The sequence below is a fragment of the Alcanivorax jadensis T9 genome (assembly GCF_000756655.1).
Classification (GTDB): domain Bacteria; phylum Pseudomonadota; class Gammaproteobacteria; order Pseudomonadales; family Alcanivoracaceae; genus Alcanivorax; species Alcanivorax jadensis.
The window spans coordinates 108,070-126,989 of sequence record NZ_ARXU01000006.1 but is presented as its reverse complement, the minus strand read 5'-3'; the positions used below and the strand labels follow the sequence as shown (position 1 = coordinate 126,989).

Below are 18,920 nucleotides of genomic sequence, written 5' to 3'. Positions count from 1 at the left end.
GATGAAACAGGTTGTTGCTATGTTGCTGGCGCTGATGCTGGCCAGTTGCACCCATGTACGCAGTAGTCAGGGAGTTTCCCTGGACGCGGAAGGTACCTGGCTGGTGTTGCCGCTGGTAAATCGCACCGGAACCCCCCAGGCCGGGCTGCGGGCAGCGGCCATCGTGGAATCCGTGCTTTACCGGCAGGGTGTGACCGCGGTGGAAAATTATCCGGAAACCGGTAATGACGGCCTGTTGTTCGAAGCGTCTTCCTCTGCCAACCGGGAAAAGATGGATCGCTGGGTGCAGTCGCAATCGGCCCGGTATGTGGTTAGCGGCGTAGTGCATGAATGGCGTTACAAGACCGGCGTGGATGGCGAGCCGGCGGTGGGTGTGATGCTGGAAATCCGCGAACTGCCTTCCGGCAAAATCGTCTACAGCGGCACCGGTGCTCGCGCCGGTTGGGCAAGAACGTCGCTCAGCCAGACCGGGCAAAAAGTCATCGACAAGCTGCTGGCTCCGGTCATTCGCTGATGCGAAAATGGCTGGCTAGCACCGTCATCCCTGCCCTGGTGGCACCGCCGGCAAGACCCTTGTGGGTGGTGCTGGAGGCGGTACTGCTGACTGTGGCGGCAGTTGCAATGGGGCTATGGTTACGTTCCGAGGACCCCCTGGCGCTGGATGCCAACTTCCGCTGGGGGCTGTTCGTGCCCATTCTGGTGTCGCTGCGTTACGGTAGCCTTGCCGGTGTGTTTGGCATGTTGTGTCTGCTGGCCAGCTGGTTTGTGCTCCGCAATATGGATTTTTATGGGGACTGGGATTTCCCCGAAGGCACCATGTTGGGCGGTTTTATTCTCAGCCTGGTCTGCGGTGAATTCGCTGACCTGTGGCGGGTTCGCCTGCAACGGGCGGAAAGCGCTGCCAGTTATGCCCTGGAACGTCTGCAAAACCTGACCCAGCGTCATGTGCTATTACGACTTTCCCATGACCGCCTGGAAGAGAATCTGCTGGTCAGGCCCTACACCGTGCGCGATGCATTGTTCCGTCTGCGCGATCTGACCCTGGATGAAAGCGACAGCAAAGTCCTGCCGGCTGCGGATGATCTGATCAATTTGCTGGCGGAGTACTGTCAATTACAACGCGCTGCCCTGTATCCAGTCCTGGACGGCAAGGTCAATGACCAGGCCGCCGCTCTGCTGGGTGAGAACAAGCCTCTGGATCAGCACGATGCCCTGCTCAATCATGCCCTGGACATCGGCATGCTCGCCCATGTTCAGCAGAACACCCAGGATGATGCCTATGTGGGCCGCTATCTGGTGGCCGCACCGGTGACCAACAGTGCCGGGGAAATGATCGGTGTGCTGGTGGTGGAACGGTTGCCGTTCCTGTCCATGAATTATGAAAACCTGCAGTTGCTCTCTGTGCTACTGAACTTCTATGCGGATGTGGCGCACTACGGAGAAGAGGTGGACAGCCTTCTGGATACCTGGCCGAACCTGCCGACCCGCTTTGCCAGTGAAATGACGGCGCTTTCCCGGTTGCGCGGTGAAGCGCGGGTGGACACCGCCCTGACCCTGTTTGTGGCCGATGACAGCGAACAGGCCGCGCAGATTCTGGAAGCGCTGGCGCGGGGCCTACGTAGTCTGGATCTGGCTTGGTGGGTCCATGACAACGTGCTGATGATTATGATGCCGATGACTGGTGATTCCAGTCTGGAAGGTTTTGTACTGCGCACGGAAAAATGGCTACAGGAGGACTATGCCTTCTTCAGCCTCCGCCAGGCCGGGGTGAAGTACTACCATCGATTACTGGGTGAGCGTGACCCTGGCGATCAGCTCCGTGAGTTGCTGGAGGTGGCCGGTGTCTAGCTGGAAGCTGCTTATCTATGCGATCAGTGCCGAGCTGGGCTCACTGCTGCTGTTGCTCAGCCAGAACAGCTCGCTGTCCTATTTTCTGCTTTACCTGGTCGCCCATGGTCTGGCGTCGGCCTTGTTGTCCGCTGTGGCGTGGACCTTTCTTCCGACCCGTTTTCGGAAGCCGAAAGTGTTTTCGCTGGCACTGATTTTTTCCTTTGCCTTTTTTATCCCTGCGATCGGGCTACTGACCATTATCGGTGGCATCGCCCTGGGTGTGATGTTGCCGGCACTGTTCATGCCGCTGCCTTTTTCCCAGGTGGCAAAGCCCTATTTTACACCGGTCAACAATCAACATAGCGCCGGTTTCCGGCAGATTGATCTGAAAAGCTTGCTTACCAGTGAGACCGCGCCCAACGCCTTGCGGATTCAGGGAATGCTGGTGCTCAAGGATATGCCCGGGCGTATTACCGGCCGACTGCTGCGTGATTCCCTGGGAGATTCCTATGAGGATTTGCGCCTGCTTGCCTACGGTATTCTCGACCAGAAGGAAAAAGACATCACCCGCGATATTGACCGTGTCCTGCATTTGCTGGAGCGGGCCAAGGAGTCTCGTCGCTACCGGCTTGCCCGTCGTCTTGCAGAGTTGTACTGGGAGCTGAGTTATCAGGATTTGGTACGCGGTGACATCATGACCCTGACCCTGGAACGGGCGAGCTTCTATGCCGATATGGGGCTGATGGAATCCCCCGAAGATGCGGGGCTGTGGTTATTGCGCGGGCGCATCAAGATGAGTCAGGGAAACCTGGGGGAATCCCAGGAATCCCTGGTATTTGCCCGCCGGCTGGGGTTGTCCCCGGCACAGGTGAATCCCTGGCTGGCGGAAATCGCCCTGCAACGTCGGCAACTACCCATGGTGCGCTTATTGATGGAACAGATTCCCGATGGCAGTCAGTTTACTGCCCTGAATAAATCCGTGGAGTACTGGAGGGGCTATGGCGCTGCCCAGAGCGGATAAGGCAGACATCTGCCTGTTGCTGGAGGGGACCTTTCCCTATGTCAGTGGCGGGGTGTCGAGCTGGGTAAACCAGATCATCCGGGGGTTTCCCGAATATACCTTTGCCTGCTGTTTTATCGGCAGTCGCCCGGAAGACTATGGCGACATGAAATACACCCTGCCGGACAATGTGGTTCATCTGGAGGTGCATTACCTGCATGACTTCCAGCGTGGCGCGCAAAAAAAACCGAAAAAAGGTGATGCCGAAGCCTATCATCGCCTGAGCCGTTTACACGATCTGATGCGCTCCGGCGAACATTCTCCGGAGCGGGAAGCTCTGCTTGGAGAAACGTTGGATGGCCTGGGGGATGGCTGCTGTTACTCTGAGGAGTCATTTTTGCATAGCCGGGCAAGCTGGAATTTCATTTCAGATGCCTATCGGGAACACAGCCGGGATCCTTCATTTGTCGATTATTTCTGGACAGTTCGCATCATGCATGCGCCGCTCTGGGTGCTGAATGACATTGCCTCCAATCTGATCCCGGCGCGCATGTATCACACCATCTCCACCGGTTATGCCGGCTTTCTGGGCGCCATGCTGAAACGGCGCACCGGTAAGCCGCTGCTGCTGTCCGAACACGGTATCTACACCAAGGAACGCAAGATTGATTTGTTCCAGAGTGAATGGATCAGCGATAACCGCGGGCTGGTGGAAAAGAATAATGCGGAAATGGCGTACTTTCGCGAAAAGTGGGTGAACTTTTTTACCGAGCTGGGGCGCGAGTGTTACCAGTCATCGAACCGCATCGTGGCGCTTTACGAACGCAACCGGCAACGGCAGGTGGAAGACGGCGCCCCCGCCGAGCGCACGCTCAATATTCCCAATGGCATCGACCTGCCACGCATGGAAAAGGTCCGTGCTGTCCGGGGTGAAGAGATACCCCAGACCGCCTGCCTGATCGGCCGGGTAGTCCCCATCAAGGACGTCAAAACCTTCCTGCGCGCCATGCGCACCCTGGTTAACGAGATACCCGACGCCAAGGGCTGGATTGCCGGGCCCGAGGATGAAGACAAGGAATACGCTGCAGAGTGCCGCTCTTTGGTCACCAGTCTGGGCCTGGAAAAGAACGTGGAGTTTCTCGGCTTTCAGAAGATCGACGAGCTGCTGCCAAAAGTAGGCGTAGTGGTGCTCAGCTCCATTAGTGAAGCCCTGCCGCTGGTATTGCTGGAAGGCTTTGCCGCTGGCGTGCCGGCGGTGTCCACGGATGTGGGTTCCTGTCGACAATTGATCGAAGGACTGGAGGAAGAGGATCGGGCGTTTGGCACGGCCGGTTCCGTGGTGGGCATTGCTGACCCGGAAGCTCTGGGCAAGGCGGTGGCCAAGCTACTCAGTGACCCGCAGGCCTGGCACGACGCGCAGCAGGCCGGCATTCGCCGAGTGGAAACCCTGTACACCCAGCAGCAGATGTTCGGCTCTTACCGTGAGCTGTATCAGGGTTTGCTGGAAGGGGAGCACTGATGGCGGGTATCGGCTTCGAACTGCGAAAACTGCTGCGCAAGGATACCTTGCTGGGCTTGATCCGTGCCTACGCCTATGCCGGCGTGATCAGCTCCGGGCCTTGGGTGCTGTCGATTATCGGTATCCTGATCATCGGTATTTTCAGCCTGGGGGCGGTGGTACCGGATATTGCCGTATCCCAGTTCCAGGTCACTGTTACCTATCTGATCGCGATCAGCCTGGTGCTCACCGGTACCGTGCAACTGGCCTTTACCCGTTTCTGTGCTGACCGCGCCTTTGAGCAGCGCGAAGATTTGATTCTGCCCAACTATGGCGGCGTTACCCTGCTGGTCACGGTGATTGGCGGGGTGCTGTCGTTAGTAGCGGCGGTGTTCCTGTTTCCGGAGCAGAGCATCCTGTTCCGGGTGTTGATGGCGGCCAGCTTTGTGGTGCTGTGCAATATCTGGATCGCCACCGTGTTCCTGTCAGGCATGAAACAGTACAAGGCAATACTGGTGCTGTACGCCCTGGGTTACGGGATCACCGTGGTGGGTGCTCTGTTGCTGCGCTTTCTTGATCTGGAAGGGTTGTTGCTCGGGTTTCTGCTGGGTCAGGTGACCTTGCTCGCCGGCATGCTGGTATTGATCGTGCGCGGCTACCCGGCGCTCAGCATGGTGTCCTTCGACATGTTTCGCCCCCGCTACCTGTATCCCAGCCTGATGCTGGTGGGGTTTTTCTACAACGCCGGGGTATGGGCCGACAAGGCCATGTTCTGGTTTTACAGCGGCACCGGGAGCGAGGTGATTGGTCCGCTGCACGCCTCGCTGATCTATGATATTCCGGTGTTCCTGTCCTACCTGTCGCTGATTCCCGGCATGGCCGTGTTTCTGGTGCGCATGGAAACCGACTTTGTGGAGTACTACAGCAATTTCTACGATGCGGTGCGTGAAGGGGGGTCGTTGTCCTATATCGAGGAGATGCGCAACCAGATGGTGTTCGTGATTCGTCAGGGCATCTTCCAGATCCTCAAGATCCAGGCCATCTCGGCCCTGGTGATCATGGTGGCTGGCGCCCAGATTTTCGCGGCCCTGGGGATTACCGACTTGTACCTGCCGTTGCTCAAAGTCCAGCTGGTGGCCACGGCGTTACAGGTGGTGTTCCTGGCCATCATCAACGTGTTCTGCTACCTGGACCAGCGCCGCATGCTGGTACTGCTCACCGGCCTGTTCTTCGTGTTGAACGTGATCTTTACCGGCATAAGCTTGTACCTGGGTCCGCAATTCTTCGGCTTCGGTTTCCTGCTGTCGTTGGCTGTGTGTGTGATGCTGGGGTTGTGGCTGGTGAATCGGAAGATGGGAGAACTGGAGTATTCGACGTTTATGTTGAATTGAGCTACGAGGCAACCTTTCTGATAACCGCTGTAGGAACGGAGCGTAGCGGAGTAACGCACGCAGTTCCGTGCGGCCCGAAGTGTGAGCGTGCGAATAACGCCGCTTGAGGCGCGAACCGAGCCTCAGCGAGGACATTGCCCGCAGGGCAATCAGGAATATCAAGGCTCGACAGGTTTCAGAAAGAATGACCGACAGCTCTATACCTCTGTCGTGTCCCCTCGCTCGCGCTCGGTTCGCGCCTCAAGCGGCGCTCCTACAGCGGCTTCGTAGCTACCCGGTACATCCCCCCCAAAAAAAACGGCGCCAAAAGGCGCCGTGAATAGTTTGGCTCGGGAGAGCTATCACGGAGTAAAACTCCGGAGTCGATGGATGGGACCTCATCGACGCCTGGCATTATGTGGACAGTTGTTCGCCGAAACATTCGCTTTGTAGACTTTCTGTTTAGCCCGCCAGGTCAATTTTTGCACGAAAGTGCATATAAGCTCCGAGTCAGGGTTTCCCCGGCATCAGTCCGCAGGCGCCCAGGTGTTCCTGCCACAGGGTCACATGGCGCTCCAGCGCACGCTCCATGCGGCTTTCCACCCCGTTCGGGCCGAAGTAATGGTGCCGCCAGCGGGTGAAAGGGGCAGGGGGTGAATCCAGCAGACCGTTCATCTGTTCCAGGCTGTCAGCCAGTGTTTGGCGCTGGCGGCGACTTTCCGCCAGCGATTTTTGCACACTGGGGCCCCAGACATTGTCCAGCACATTGCGCAACCGCCGGGCCCGGGTGCTGGCCTGATTGCGGGGGCAGAGGCGCTGCGGATCAATGCCTTCGAGCAGCTGGTTGCCCCGCTCCAGTTCCCGCAGTGAAAGCGCCATGCGCCGCAGTAGATGACCGCCGGCCTGGTTACGGGCCAGGGTTTCCAGCAAGGGTTCCAGATTCAGTGGTGTCACGGCGCCACTTTGTTTGTGGGCGATCAGGGTGTGACTCAGCTGTTGCAGGCTCTGCAAGGCAGCACTGGTGTCGCCGACACTGGCGGAAGGGGACTGGCTGAAAAAGCGCCGTATTTCCTCGCTGGCGGTAAGTACATTCCAGTACAGGGCCGGCAGCGCGGCTTCCTTTTCGGCCACCACCTGCGACATGACGTTGACCAGCTCCGGGTCATCCAGGGTTTGTTCCTCCAGGCAGGTGCGCGCCTGGTGAATAAACGCCAGTTCATGACTGAGCCGTAAGGAATCCGCCTGCAGCTTACCCAGCGAGCTGTTGCGCTGGCTGATCAGTTCCATCAGGCCGCAGTGTCGTAGTTCCAGATAGTCGAGCATATCCACCCGGTGTTCCGGCAGCGGCAGCCGTAGTTCTCGGGCACCGGGATAGGCCAGTACGGGAAGCGGGTCTCGCGCGGGAATATCCTGTCGAGTCAGCCGGGCAATCCGGCTCAGGTAGTCCTCCCAGAGCGCCTCATCGGGATCGCCCGGGGTCAGCCACCAGGTGGTCAGTAGCGACGCCATGGCCAGGGCTGCCAGCCCCCAGCCGGTTTTTTTCTGCATCACGACAGGACCCCGCTCAATCCGCTGTTTCTCTTTTGCCAAACCGTTGACACTGCGGTGGATCTGCCCACGCATTGCAGAACGGTTGTGCTATGTTTGGCCTGATCATCAATTTGCATTGGAAGCGTATTATGTCAACGAGGGGATTGCCGTTTTTTCGGTTACTGATGCTGTGCCTGGCATTGTCACTGGGCGCCTGTGATACCGGAGAGAAGGGGGACAGTGACTCTCCTCCTAAACAGGATAAAGCCGACAGGCAAATCGCGCAGCCTGCGCCGACACAGCTGGATCAGCGCTGGCAGGCTCACCTGGCGGCATCTCCCCCTTCGATCATCAGTTCCCGGGCGCCGCTGGTGGTGCGCTTTAATCATCCGGTAGCGTCTGCAGAAAAGCTTGATCAACCGGTCTCCGGCGTTGCCCGTCTGGTGCCGGACATGCCGGCAGAAATACGCTTCACCGCCGAAGACAGACTGGAAATCCGCCCCTCGGAACCGCTGGCCGCCGGTGAGACGCTGACTCTGATGCTCTATGCCCAGGGCCTGGACGGTGTGGATGAAACGCTGCCTCCGGCAGAATTCCCCCTGCAGGTGATGCGTCAGCAACTGAGCCTGACGGTGCAGTCCCTGTTGCCGGCCGAGGCCGGCGAACAAATGGTGCTCACCGGTAGCCTGGAAACCCGGGATCTGGCCGAGGCCGAAGCGGTGGAGAAAAGCCTGCGTGCCAGCCAGGACAATCAGACGCTACCGGTACGCTGGGAACACGACAAGGCCGGTTTCCGCCATGGATTTACCGTTGCCGGCATCCGCCGGGGTGACCAGGCCAGCCAGGTGACCTTGAGCTGGGATGGCTCCCCCCTGGGTGTAGAGAACCAGGGTGAACGCCATTACAACGTCCCGGCGGTGGCGGTCTTCGAAGTCACCAATGTGCGGGCAGTGAACTACCCCAAACCTCATGTGGAAGTGAATTTTTCCGAGGCGTTGCAAGGCTCCCAGAACCTCAACGGCCTGGTCACCCTGAACGGCAAGGCGCCACGCCTGGAAGTGGACGGCAGCCGCCTGCGGGTCTATCCGCAGGACGACAAGGAAGAAAATGTGGCGCTGGTGATCGATGCCGGCCTGCGCTCCGCCCGCCATGGCCGGCTGGCGGAAAAACTGGAAAAAACCGTCACCCTGATGATGAGCAAGCCCGGCGTGCGCTTTGCCGGCAAGGGCACCATCCTGCCGGATGGCAAGCAACTCAGCGTGCCCTTTGAAGCGGTGGGGATCCGCTCGGTGAAGGTGCAGGCCTTCCGGGTGTTTGACGACAATATTGGCAATTATCTGCAGGGTAGTGAGCTGGATGAAGGGGACATGGACACCCGCACCGGTCGCTACCTGTGGCAGAAAACCCTTGAGTTGCCCGCCAACGGCGACGGCTGGCAGCGCTATCATCTGGACCTGACCGAGCTGATGGCCAAACACCCCAATGGTCTGGTGCATCTCACCTTGACCATTGATGGCGATGACATTACCTACACCTGCCCGGATGCCTCCCTGACCCGCAACACAACCCTGCCGGACAACTACGAGGGCCCGGGCCAGGAACAGCAGCAGCCGGACCGGCTGGCCGACTATTACCGCGATGCCGGCTACCTGAGCTGGTATGAACAGGACAACCCCTGCTCCGACAGTTACTACCGCTATAACGACCTGGCCAGCAGCACTCGCGCTTTCCTGGCCTCCAACCTGGGGCTGATCGCCAAGCGCGGTCAGGACGATACCCTGCACGTGGTAGCTACCACCCTGGACACTAACCAGCCCGCCGCCGAGGTGGTGGTGAAGGCCTACAACTACCAGCAGCAACAGGTGGGCATGGGTCTTACCGATAAAGAGGGGATGGCCAGCATCCAGCTGGATGGCACACCTTTTTATCTGCAGGCGGTGAAAGACCGCGACACCGGTTTCCTGAAAGTGGCCCGCAACCGGGCGCTGCCCACCAACCAGTTCAACACCAGCGGCCAGACCGTGCGAGACGGCCTGAAAGGGTTCTTCTACGGAGAGCGTGATGTGTGGCGCCCGGGCGATGACATCCACCTGACCTTTATTCTCGAAGACAAGAACGCTGTGCTGCCCGACGATCACCCGCTGACTCTGGACTGGTTCGACCCCCGTGGAAACAAGGTGAAAAGCTACACCCTGGATCAGCCGGTGGGGGACTTCTATGCCTTCACCCTGAGCACCAGTGAAGACGCGCCCACTGGCAACTGGCGTGCTGTAGCCCGGCTGGGCCAGCGCTACTTCGATACCCCGGTGCGGGTGGAAGCGATCAAGCCCAACCGCCTGAAGATCGACCTGGAATTGCCCGAGCAACTGCCCGCCAACGAGGCGGCGCAGGTGGGCCTGTTTACTCAATGGCTCAACGGCGCTACCGCCGCCAACCTGAAAGCGGATGTAAAAGTACGAGTGGCGGCGACCACCACCCGCTTCGATGGCCTCAATGCCTATCATTTCGATGACAGCACCCGCGCGCTCAGTAGCGAGCCCTTTACTGCCTTCGAGGCCCATGTGGACGGGCAGGGCAAGGCCAGCTTTCCGCTCACCATCCCGGTGGAGCAGACCCCTGGCCTGCTGCGTGCCACCCTGACAACCCGGGTGTTTGAGAACAGCGGTGACTACAGCACCCAGATCCGCAGTGTGCCGGTCTATCCCTTCAAACATTGGGTAGGCATGCAGGTGCCGCAGGGAAGTGGTTGGGGCGGTGCGTTGTCCCGCGAGGGCAAGCACGCCATCGACCTGATCAGCGTCAGCAGTGAGGGCAAGGCCGTATCCGGTCGGCCCCTGGATATTACTGTTTATGAAATTGACTGGCGCTGGTGGTGGGACCGTTCCGGCGAGGACCTGAGCAACTTTATCAGCGACCCCAACACCCGATCTGTCACCCAGGCCCAGATCACCACCGATGCAGAGGGGCGCGGCCAGTGGACGCTGGACGGCGCCGCCTATGACTGGGGCCGCCACCTGATCCGCGTCTGTGATCGACAAAGTGATCACTGCACCTCGCAGACGGTGTATCTGGGCTGGAGCAGCGACCAGGCCAGTGGCAGCCAGGATGCCGCCACCCGCTTGTCCCTGTCCGCAGATAAAGAAAGTTACCAGGTGGGAGACACCGCCCGGGTGGAACTGCCCGCCGTCAGCGAAGGCCGCCTGCTGGTAAGTCTGGAGAACGGCTCCCGGGTGCTGGATCACTACTGGCTACCGGCCAGTGGCCAGGCCCAGACGCTGGATATCCCGGTCACTGCCGAGATGGCGCCCAACGTGTATGTGCATGTGGCCCTGTTGCAGCCACACCAGCGGGACAACGATCGTCCCATCCGCTTGTACGGCATCGTGCCGTTGCTGGTGGAAGACCCGGCCACCCGTCTGCAGCCGCAGATCAAGGCTCCGAAAAAAGTGAAGCCGGAAGAAAGCTTCATCGTGAAAGTCAGCGAAAAGCAGGGCAAGGCCATGACCTATACCCTGGCGCTGGTGGACGAGGGCCTACTGGGCCTGACTAACTACCGCACCCCGGATCCCCATGGCGCCTTCTACCGTCGTGAGGCCCTGGGTGTACTGACCTGGGACCTGTTCGATATGGTGGTCGGCGCCTACGGGGCCGAGCTGGACCGGTTGCTGGCCCTGGGCGGCTCCGATGGTGCCGATGACGGCCGCGAGAAACAGCGCCGCCGTTTCCCGCCGGTGGTGAAATTCCTCGGTCCCTTCACCCTGGACGCGGGCGACAGCGCCAGTCACGAGATCACCCTGCCGTCCTACATGGGGCAGGTCAGGGCCATGGTGGTGGCCGGTGACAACGGTGCTTATGGCAAGGCCGATCAGGACATCACCGTCACCCAGCCGCTGGCCGTGCTGAGTACCCTGCCACGGGTGATGGGCCCCGGCGAAACCGTGGACCTGCCGGTGACGGTGTTCGTGACCGACGACGCGGTGAAACAGGTCAAGCTGTCCGTGCAGGCGGATGATGACCTGTTCAGTGTGGAAACCGGCGAGGCGGAAATGACCTTTACCGGGCCGTCGGACCAGATCGCCATGCTGCGTCTGCGCGCCAACGACCGGGTGGGTACCGGCTCTGTCACGGTGACGGCCACGGGCGGCAAGCATCGCGCCAGCGAAACCGTGCACCTGCCGGTACGGGCGGCCAACCCGCCTACTACCCGCGATACCTTCAAGATGCTGGAGAAAGGGGAAAGCTGGGCGCTGGATTACCAGCACCACGGTATGACCGGTACCAACAGTGCTACCCTGACAGTCAGTGCCCTGCCGGCCATGGGCCTGGAGCGACGCCTGAATTACCTGCTGCGCTATCCCCATGGTTGCGTCGAGCAAACCACCTCGTCGGTGCTGCCGCAGTTGTACCTGAAACAGCTGGTGCAACTGGATGAGCAGCAGCAACAGGAGATCCAGACCAACATTACCGCCGGCATCGAACGGCTCAAGCGTTTCCAGCTGGCCAATGGCGGCTTCGGTTACTGGCCCGGCCAGGCCCAGGCCAATGACTGGGGCTCCACCTATGCCGGCCACTTCCTGCTGGAAGCCAGACGGCTGGGGTATGCGGTGCCCGCCGGCATGATCGATGACTGGGTCGACTATCAGTCGCGGCGCAGTCAGACCCTGGGAGATCGACCCTGGGAATGGAGCGCCGAAGCCTATCGCCAGTACACCCTGGCCCTGGCCGGCAAGCCCCAGGTGGGGGCCATGAACCGCCTGCGCGAGCGTCTGCAGATGGCGAAGCAGGATTATCCTCGCAGCGCCAGTTACCACAGCGGTCGCTGGTTGCTGGCGGCGGCCTATCAGCAGATGGGGCTCAGCGATGTGGCGGCGGAGCTGACCGCCCTGGACGTTGAGAATCTGGAGTATGACGGTGCCAGCTACACCTATGGCTCCTCCCTGCGTGATCAGGCCATTCGCCTGACTGTGGCTGAGGCGCAGAACCGGGAGCAGGAGGCCTGGACCCTGGCCCGTGACATTGCCGATCAGCTATCCGGGCAGAGCTGGTACAGCACCCAGACCACCGCCTGGTCACTGATGGCCATGGCCCGCTATGCGGGCAGTCAGGGGGGCGATCATGGTTACCGCTTTGCGTGGCAGGAAGGCAAACAGAGCTGGCAGGATATTGCCGCCACCTCGCCGGTCACCCGCCAGCCACTCAATGCCGGCGGCAGGGAAGGGGATGACACGCAGTCGCTGAGCGTGCGTAACGACAGCGACCGCAAGCTGTTCGTTACCCTAAGCCAGACCGGCACCCCGTCGCCGGGCAACGAAGCGCCGGTGAGCGAAGGCCTGAGTCTGGCAGTGCGGTTCCTTGCCAATGACAAGCCGATCAACCCGGCTAGCCTGGACCAGGGGCAGGACTTCACTGCCGAAGTCACGGTGACCAACACCGGGTCGCGCACTCTGGACGATGTGGCGCTGACTCAAATCCTGCCTTCCGGCTGGCAGCTCACCAGCAGTCGCCTGGATGGCAGCGCGGACAACAACGAGAAGGTGACCTATCAGGATCTGCGCGATGACCGGGTAATGCATTACTTCGACCTGAAACCCGGCAGCAAGAATGCTCTGACCTTGAGCGTGGACCTGAACGCCTCCTTCGCTGGCCGTTTCTACCTGCCCGCCTGGACCGTGGAAGCCATGTACGACGGTCGCCGTCAGGCGCGGAGTAAGGGCCAGTGGGTCGAGGTGAAACGGGAATAAACACGTGACGGTGGCGGCGATCGCATAGCCAGGTTTTGTGGGAGCGGTGGTTTCACCCCGCTCCCTCCGCTCAGCCGAAACCACTGGAGCGAATTGAAAAGGCCCTGGAATTCTCCGGTCATATCGTTCACTTGAGGTCTGTGCCAGTGCACACCCTTCGCGATGTAAACATCGCTTCCCACAAACCCCAACGTCGGGATGTGTGGGAAGTCATGCTCGCATGACGAAGACGTTGGCACAGTCTGCTTCTTCAAGAATCCCCTTAAGCAAAAAGCCCCGGAACTTTCCGGGGCTTTTTGTGCATGCCTTGTCGCTTTGGATCAGGCTGCTTCGTTTTTCTGATAGCCGTCTGCGTCGCCGATCAGGTTATCCATTTCCGCCAGGAACTCCCGGTTGTCATGGTCCCAGGGGTGGAACTTGGGTTTGAACCAGTCCAGCCAGGGAATCACCACCCGGCGCAGGCCGCCCGGTTTCAGCCACTGGAACTTGAACGATAGCCACCAGCCTTTCAGATTGAACAGCTGGCCTACCTTCCAGGTGTTGATCAGGTAGAAAGGATAGAACAGCGAGAAGAAAATGGTGGTGGCGAGGATCAGGCCCACACTGCGCAAACCCCACGCCTTGATGCCGCTACCGAATACGGTCTGGTAAACATCAAACGCTACCGCCTTGTGTTCGGTCTCTTCCAGGGCATGCCAGTGCCACAGACGCTGGTATGACTCATCCGAATCATCAATCAGGTCCGGTTCACGCAGCAGGATATCCGCAAGAATGGCGGTCAGGTGTTCCAGTGCCACGGTGGCGGAGAGTTGCAGGGCATTGGGGGTGTATTTGGAAATCACATCCAGCAGTTTGGAAACAATGGCTTCCTGGGTATCCACCGGCAGACCGGCCTCCACCATCTTCTGGTTGTAATCCTCGTGCTCGCGCCCGTGCATGGCCTCCTGGCCGATAAAGGCCCGCACCGCTTCCTGCAGTTCCGGGTCCTCAATGCGGTCGCGATACTTGCGTACACTGTTGATGAAGAAACGCTCGCCTTCCGGGAAAAACAGCGACAGGGTGTTGAAGAACTGGGTGACCGTGGGACCCCAACTGTGCCAGTTGAGTACCTTGTCATCCGGAACGTGAAACTTGAGATTCCGGCGAATTGGCATGATGTGCATTTTCATTGTTATACCACCTCTTCTCCAATGATCCTGTCATCCACTTAACGCCTGTTGGCCAAAAAATACAATTCCACTGTGAGAGTAGGGGGCCTCTGCGTAACTCCTTGTATACTCAGGCTTTCAGGCTGGTTCACAATCTAGGCGCACTTTTAAAGGCATGCTGGTTGCCTGTCGAGAAAGTGCAACAACGAGTGTGGGCCAGCCTGAAAGCCCCGGAGGGCGAGATCTGAAGCGCACATCTGCTGCGCTTTGTCGCTAGGAAAGGGAACCACCCTGTCCGTCGCGACAAAACACAACAGCTGCACACTTCAGGTCTCGCTGAGCATGCAAGGAGTTACGCAGAGGCCCCCCGGAAACGGAATTGAAACAATGGGCTTTGGATAACTGATAGGGGTCGGCAATGACGGGAAAATGGCGTCTGCTGTTAAGCGCGGTGGTGTGTCTGGTGGCGATTGCCAGTGCTTTCCACTTTCTGGTGATGGAGCGCCATGGCGTACCTGACAGCGGTATCCGGGTGGTGGAGCAGGGCAATGAAGAGGGCGGTCGCGACTGGGTGATTCGGCTCTATCAGAGTGACAGTCGTCACCATTGGCAAGCCAGTGGTAGTGGTTATGACGTGGCAATTGACCGCCTGGGCAAGGACAGCTTTGCTCTCGACATCGCCTACGGCAGCAGTGGTGACGGGCGCCACAGAATCCGTCAGCAGGTGCGCCTGCACGAAGGCCCCACCTTGGTGGCGGCCTTCGGCGCCGGCCCGACAGAGGCCGGCGACACCCGGGTTATTATTGATCGGGTGAAGTAGGCACGGTTGGCTCCGCTTCCACCCCATCGTCCGGGGTGCGGCTGTGCAGCATCACAGCCACCAGCACGGCAGTGATTGCCAGAATCCCTGCACCAATGGCCGAGTTGGTATGCAGTGCCAGGCTGAAGCCCTCTCGGGCGGCGGCCATCACCGGCGCGCCCAGTTCCGGGCCCAACTGCGCGGCGGCACCGATGGCGCCGCCCAGGGTATCCCCGGCAGCCAGTGACAGCTCGTCAGGCAATCCCGCAGGGAGCTGCTCCAGCATATGTTGCCGGTACACGGCCGCGCCAATACTGCCGATCACCGCAATCCCCAGGGCCATGCCCAGTTCGGTAGCGGTTTCCGACGTGGCCGATGCCGCGCCGGCTTTGCGTGCCGGTGCGGCGCTGACCACCATGTCGGTACCCAGAATCATCATCGGCATGACGCCCACGCCCATCACTGTCATTCCCACGATCAACAAGGGGATCTGGGCCGGACTGTGCACCAGCAGCAGGATCAGCAAACCGAAGGTTGCCATCACAAGTCCGGCACTAACCAGTTGCCAGTGGGGCAGGTAACGGGTCAGCCGGGGAACCAGCAAAGAGGCTACGGTTTGCACCAGGGCAGGCGGCAGCATCACCAGCCCGGCCTCCAGCGGCGACAGGTCGAGCACCCCCTGCAGGTACTGGAATACCATCAGCCAGGCGCCGGACAGGGCCAGAATGGTCAGCATCATGGCCGCCACCGAGGTGCTGAAGGTGCGGATGGCAAACAGCGACAGATCAAACATGGGCTCGGCCAGCCGCCGCTGGCGACGGACAAACAGCATCCCGATAGCGAGTCCCAGAGCAATGGACAGCAGCGGTATCAGTGACACCCCGTTGCGTGCCATGTCTTTCAGACCGTAGATTACCGCCAGAACCATGGCCACCGACAGCAGGGCGCTGGTCCAGTCCTGGGCGCCGGCTTCCTCATCACGAAATTCCGGTAACAGCAGCGGGCCGCACACCAGTAGCAACAGCATGACCGGTACCCCCAGCAGGAACACCGAGCCCCACCAGAAGAATTCCAGCAACGCACCGCCCACCAGCGGACCAATGGCACTACCGACGATGAAACCGGTCATCCACACGGTAATCGCCACGGTGCGCTCCTGCTCCACCTGAAACATATTCCGCAGCAGCGACAGGGTAGAGGGCATCAGAGTGGCCCCGGCAATGCCCAGTAACGCGCGGGTGGCAATCAGCATTTCCGCACTGGTGGCAAAGGCCGCCATGGCTGAAGCAATACCGAAGGCGGTGGCCCCGGTAAGCAACAGACGCCGCCGACCAATGCGATCGCCCAGAGTCCCCATGGTCACCAGGAAGCCGGCGATCATGAAGCCATAGATATCCAGGATCCACAGCAGCTCGGCGCTGGTGGGCTTCAGATCGGCACTGAGATGGGGAGCGGCCAGATGCAGCACCGTCATATCCAGGGCCAGCAACACGGTGGGCAGCATCAGCACCGTCAGTCCCAGCCACTCACGGCGTGTGGCGGGTTGGGGGGTGGGCATAGCGTTTTCCTCGCAACAGGGCATCTTACGTCGTCGTTCCTGGTGCATCTCTTTCGACACAGGAACGGATTGAATCAACCCTAAAGTCTCAACCTGACTTGAGGTCAAGCTGGCTACGCAAGAAAGGCAGCCGGCCAGTATCGTTGCTGACAATTGGCAAAGCCAGTGTCGATTGCATGACAGTGTGGCGCCTGTCCGGGAAATAGCGGTGAGGATGACAGAATCTTGAATCTGAATGACCAACGATGCAGATCATCAAAAACGTAGGGTGCACTGAGCCTCAGGCGAACTGCACCGATCCGACGTTTGATGGTGCAGTTCGCCTGAGGCTCAGTGCACCCTACGTTTTTGATATCGCATATGTCTGCAGGCCCATCGCAGTATTTCTTCACTCTACCTGCGAAGAAGAAAAGAAAAAGGGCGCCTTGCGGCGCCCTCAAAGAAATTGCTCTCCCGTTATTTTTATTGTTTTGCCAGATTCAGAGTCCGCGGTTTTTCAGCCGATTGGCATGCTGGCGGAATACTGCTGTGGGGTTGGTCTCGAAGGGGCTGACCAGGCCAGCGATCTGATTCACTTCGTCCAGATGATTCATGCGGTAGTCATTGCGGATCACCAGCCCCAGGTGGCTGGAGCAACTGGACACCAGGCCATCGTTCTTCTCGCCAAGGTAAAGCAGGGCGAGCAGGCCCATACCGGCATCGCTGATATCCAGCACATTGGTCAAAGGCTTGGCGCCGGACCAGGAGTAGTAGCGCACGCCGTTATCGGCCATTTCCGGGGCATGGCCGCAGGTGTCGTCCGGGAGGCCTTCGGGATAGTGGCTGTTGAACGCCGTGCTGCCGGCGGTGGACAGGGAATAGAGGGCAGCCAAGGAATCCTGCTCATAGCCACCACCGGAAATCAGATCCAGAAATCCGGTTGCGGCGTTGACGATGCTGCCGAGAAGGTCGCCAGCCAGTGGCAAGGTTTCCTGTACGCCCAGCAGTACATCCGCCATGCGGGCGCCGGTATGCGGGCCAGCCACGGAGGTGGCAGACGCCACATAGTCCGGGTATACCGAGGCCACATAGCGAACGGTGGGGCCACCATGGCTGTGGCCGAGCAGGTTGACCTTTTCTGCACCGGTCGCAGCGAGGATCGCCTCCACCTGGCGAGCCAGTTGTTCGCCGCGCACTTCGGTACTGTTGGCGGCAGCCACCTGGGTGACATACACCTCGGCACCACTGCGGCGCAGCTCTTCGGGAATTCGGTACCAGTAGTTGTAGCCGGCAATGTCATCAAAGCCGAACAGGCCATGGCTGAGCACGATGGGATAACGGGTTTCGGTATAGGTATCCTTGAACAGCCAGTCGAACCATCCGGCATGCGCGGGCACGCAGAGGGCTGACAGCAGCAGACAAAGGGGTAGATTTAGCGCCCGTAGCGGCGCTCTTCGGGATAAAATCATTGGCATCACCTTGTTGTTTATTATTATCGGCGGTACTGCCAGGTCTTCGCCGAGCGCTCCTTGATTCAGGAGTGGGTTTACCTTAAAGGATGTCAGGCCATTAATTAACAGCAATGTTAATGTTTGTTTGTTATAAGCAGCCTATATTCTGCTGTTAACTGTGCACGGCATTAAGAATAAAGTATCAGTTCCAATGGTTTCGGGTATTTTCCGGGTTGTGTCTGGTCAGCCTGGAAAATTGGGGTAAAGTAACATCAGTGTTAAGGGTGGGAAGAATGCAGTCTGATTCAGGACAAAAGCGGCGGCGGGGACGGCCGGTCGGAAAAACCGGGGACACCCGCGAGCGGATTCTTGAGGCGGCCCGGGAGGTGTATGGAGAGCATGGCACCTATGGCACCACAGTGGCGTTGATTCTCAAGCAGGCGGATGTGTCACGCCCCACCTTCTATAAATATTTCTCCTCCGCCGTGGATGTGATTGATGAGATCATTCGCGACTGTAACGAGGACGTGGAGCGGTTGTTTGTCAAAGTGTTCGAACAGCCGCAGAAAGAGTTTTATGACTATCTGCCCATGGCCTTGAGCGGTTACCTGAACTGGGGACGCTCCAAGGGACTCTTGATGGAGGCTCGGTTTCGCGAGTTGCATGATCGCTCATCACCGGTGTCGCGGTATCGCGATGAACATAACCGGCGCATCGTTGCCATCTTGCATGACAGCATGGTGAAACACGGTCGAACCCCGCCGGGAGATCTGGCGCTAACGTCTCTGGTGCAGGGCATTGAGCATCTTGGTTATCAGTTTTGCATGCAGGCCGAACATACCGAGATGCCCCACTATATTCAGGTCATGGGGCGTTTGTGTATCGCCATGCTGGGTAACCGGCACGATTGGCAGGAGATGATGGCGTCACCCTTCTTCAGTCGGCTGCTGGGGCTGGAGGAAAGTTAACCGGGCGACAGAATCAGGGCGAACAGCACAACCAAAAGAATAACAACA

12 protein-coding genes are annotated in these 18,920 nt (G+C 59.4%); 8 read left to right on the top strand and 4 right to left on the bottom strand.

The window, feature by feature from the left end; genetic code table 11:
- Window position 1 precedes the first annotated feature (1 nt).
- From T9A_RS09775 to pelG, 5 genes are read left to right on the top strand one after another with little or no spacing between them, the layout of a single operon-like run.
- Entirely contained in the window at window positions 2-514 is a 513-nt protein-coding gene (locus tag T9A_RS09775; protein WP_035247726.1) for a hypothetical protein, read from the top strand.
- Complete coding sequence (locus T9A_RS09770; RefSeq protein ID WP_035247723.1) at window positions 514-1,848, top strand: PelD GGDEF domain-containing protein; 1,335 nt, start codon at window positions 514-516, stop codon at window positions 1,846-1,848. The genes T9A_RS09775 and T9A_RS09770 overlap by 1 nt, the downstream gene beginning before the upstream one ends.
- The gene (locus T9A_RS09765) at window positions 1,841-2,851 is read left to right on the top strand and encodes a hypothetical protein (RefSeq protein ID WP_035247720.1); all 1,011 of its coding nucleotides are present in this window, start codon (window positions 1,841-1,843) and stop codon (window positions 2,849-2,851) included. Before T9A_RS09770 ends, T9A_RS09765 begins: the two co-directional genes overlap by 8 nt.
- On the top strand, window positions 2,829-4,349 hold the full coding sequence (gene pelF, locus T9A_RS09760; protein ID WP_035247717.1) for a GT4 family glycosyltransferase PelF: 1,521 nt from the start codon (window positions 2,829-2,831) through the stop codon (window positions 4,347-4,349). The genes T9A_RS09765 and pelF overlap by 23 nt, the downstream gene beginning before the upstream one ends.
- A complete protein-coding gene (gene pelG / locus T9A_RS09755; RefSeq protein ID WP_035247715.1) occupies window positions 4,349-5,719 on the top strand; it encodes an exopolysaccharide Pel transporter PelG in 1,371 nt (456 codons plus the stop codon). Before pelF ends, pelG begins: the two co-directional genes overlap by 1 nt.
- A gap of 489 nt (window positions 5,720-6,208) precedes the next feature.
- Here pelG and T9A_RS09750 read toward each other — a convergent pair whose 3' ends face one another.
- Window positions 6,209-7,246, bottom strand: coding sequence for a DUF3080 family protein (locus T9A_RS09750; protein WP_232222074.1), 1,038 nt, complete (start codon window positions 7,244-7,246; stop codon window positions 6,209-6,211).
- Between the two features lie 131 nt (window positions 7,247-7,377).
- Here T9A_RS09750 and T9A_RS09745 point away from each other — a divergent pair, with 131 nt between their 5' ends.
- Window positions 7,378-12,969, top strand: a complete 5,592-nt coding sequence (locus T9A_RS09745; protein WP_035247954.1) for an alpha-2-macroglobulin family protein — start codon at window positions 7,378-7,380, stop codon at window positions 12,967-12,969.
- A 320-nt stretch (window positions 12,970-13,289) separates the two neighbouring features.
- Here the strand turns inward: T9A_RS09745 and T9A_RS09740 are convergent, their stop codons facing one another.
- Window positions 13,290-14,138 carry a metal-dependent hydrolase gene (locus tag T9A_RS09740; protein WP_035247709.1) on the bottom strand — a complete coding sequence of 283 codons (849 nt, stop codon included), beginning with the start codon at window positions 14,136-14,138 and terminating at the stop codon, window positions 13,290-13,292.
- Between the two features lie 397 nt (window positions 14,139-14,535).
- Here T9A_RS09740 and T9A_RS09735 point away from each other — a divergent pair, with 397 nt between their 5' ends.
- Complete coding sequence (locus T9A_RS09735; protein WP_035247707.1) at window positions 14,536-14,937, top strand: hypothetical protein; 402 nt, start codon at window positions 14,536-14,538, stop codon at window positions 14,935-14,937.
- On the opposite strand, the gene T9A_RS09730 is transcribed toward T9A_RS09735, so the two are convergent.
- Together T9A_RS09730 and T9A_RS09725 are read right to left on the bottom strand one after the other, a co-directional pair.
- Complete coding sequence (locus tag T9A_RS09730) at window positions 14,918-16,474, bottom strand: MFS transporter (RefSeq protein WP_035247704.1); 1,557 nt, start codon at window positions 16,472-16,474, stop codon at window positions 14,918-14,920. The genes T9A_RS09735 and T9A_RS09730 overlap by 20 nt on opposite strands.
- A gap of 479 nt (window positions 16,475-16,953) precedes the next feature.
- Window positions 16,954-17,922 (bottom strand): esterase/lipase family protein, encoded by a 969-nt coding sequence (locus T9A_RS09725; RefSeq protein ID WP_052042766.1) that lies wholly within the window; start codon window positions 17,920-17,922, stop codon window positions 16,954-16,956.
- Between the two features lie 275 nt (window positions 17,923-18,197).
- On the opposite strand from T9A_RS09725, the gene T9A_RS16630 reads away from it, so the two are divergent.
- The gene (locus T9A_RS16630) at window positions 18,198-18,872 is read left to right on the top strand and encodes a TetR/AcrR family transcriptional regulator (RefSeq protein WP_052042763.1); all 675 of its coding nucleotides are present in this window, start codon (window positions 18,198-18,200) and stop codon (window positions 18,870-18,872) included.
- Window positions 18,873-18,920: the final 48 nt, after the last annotated feature.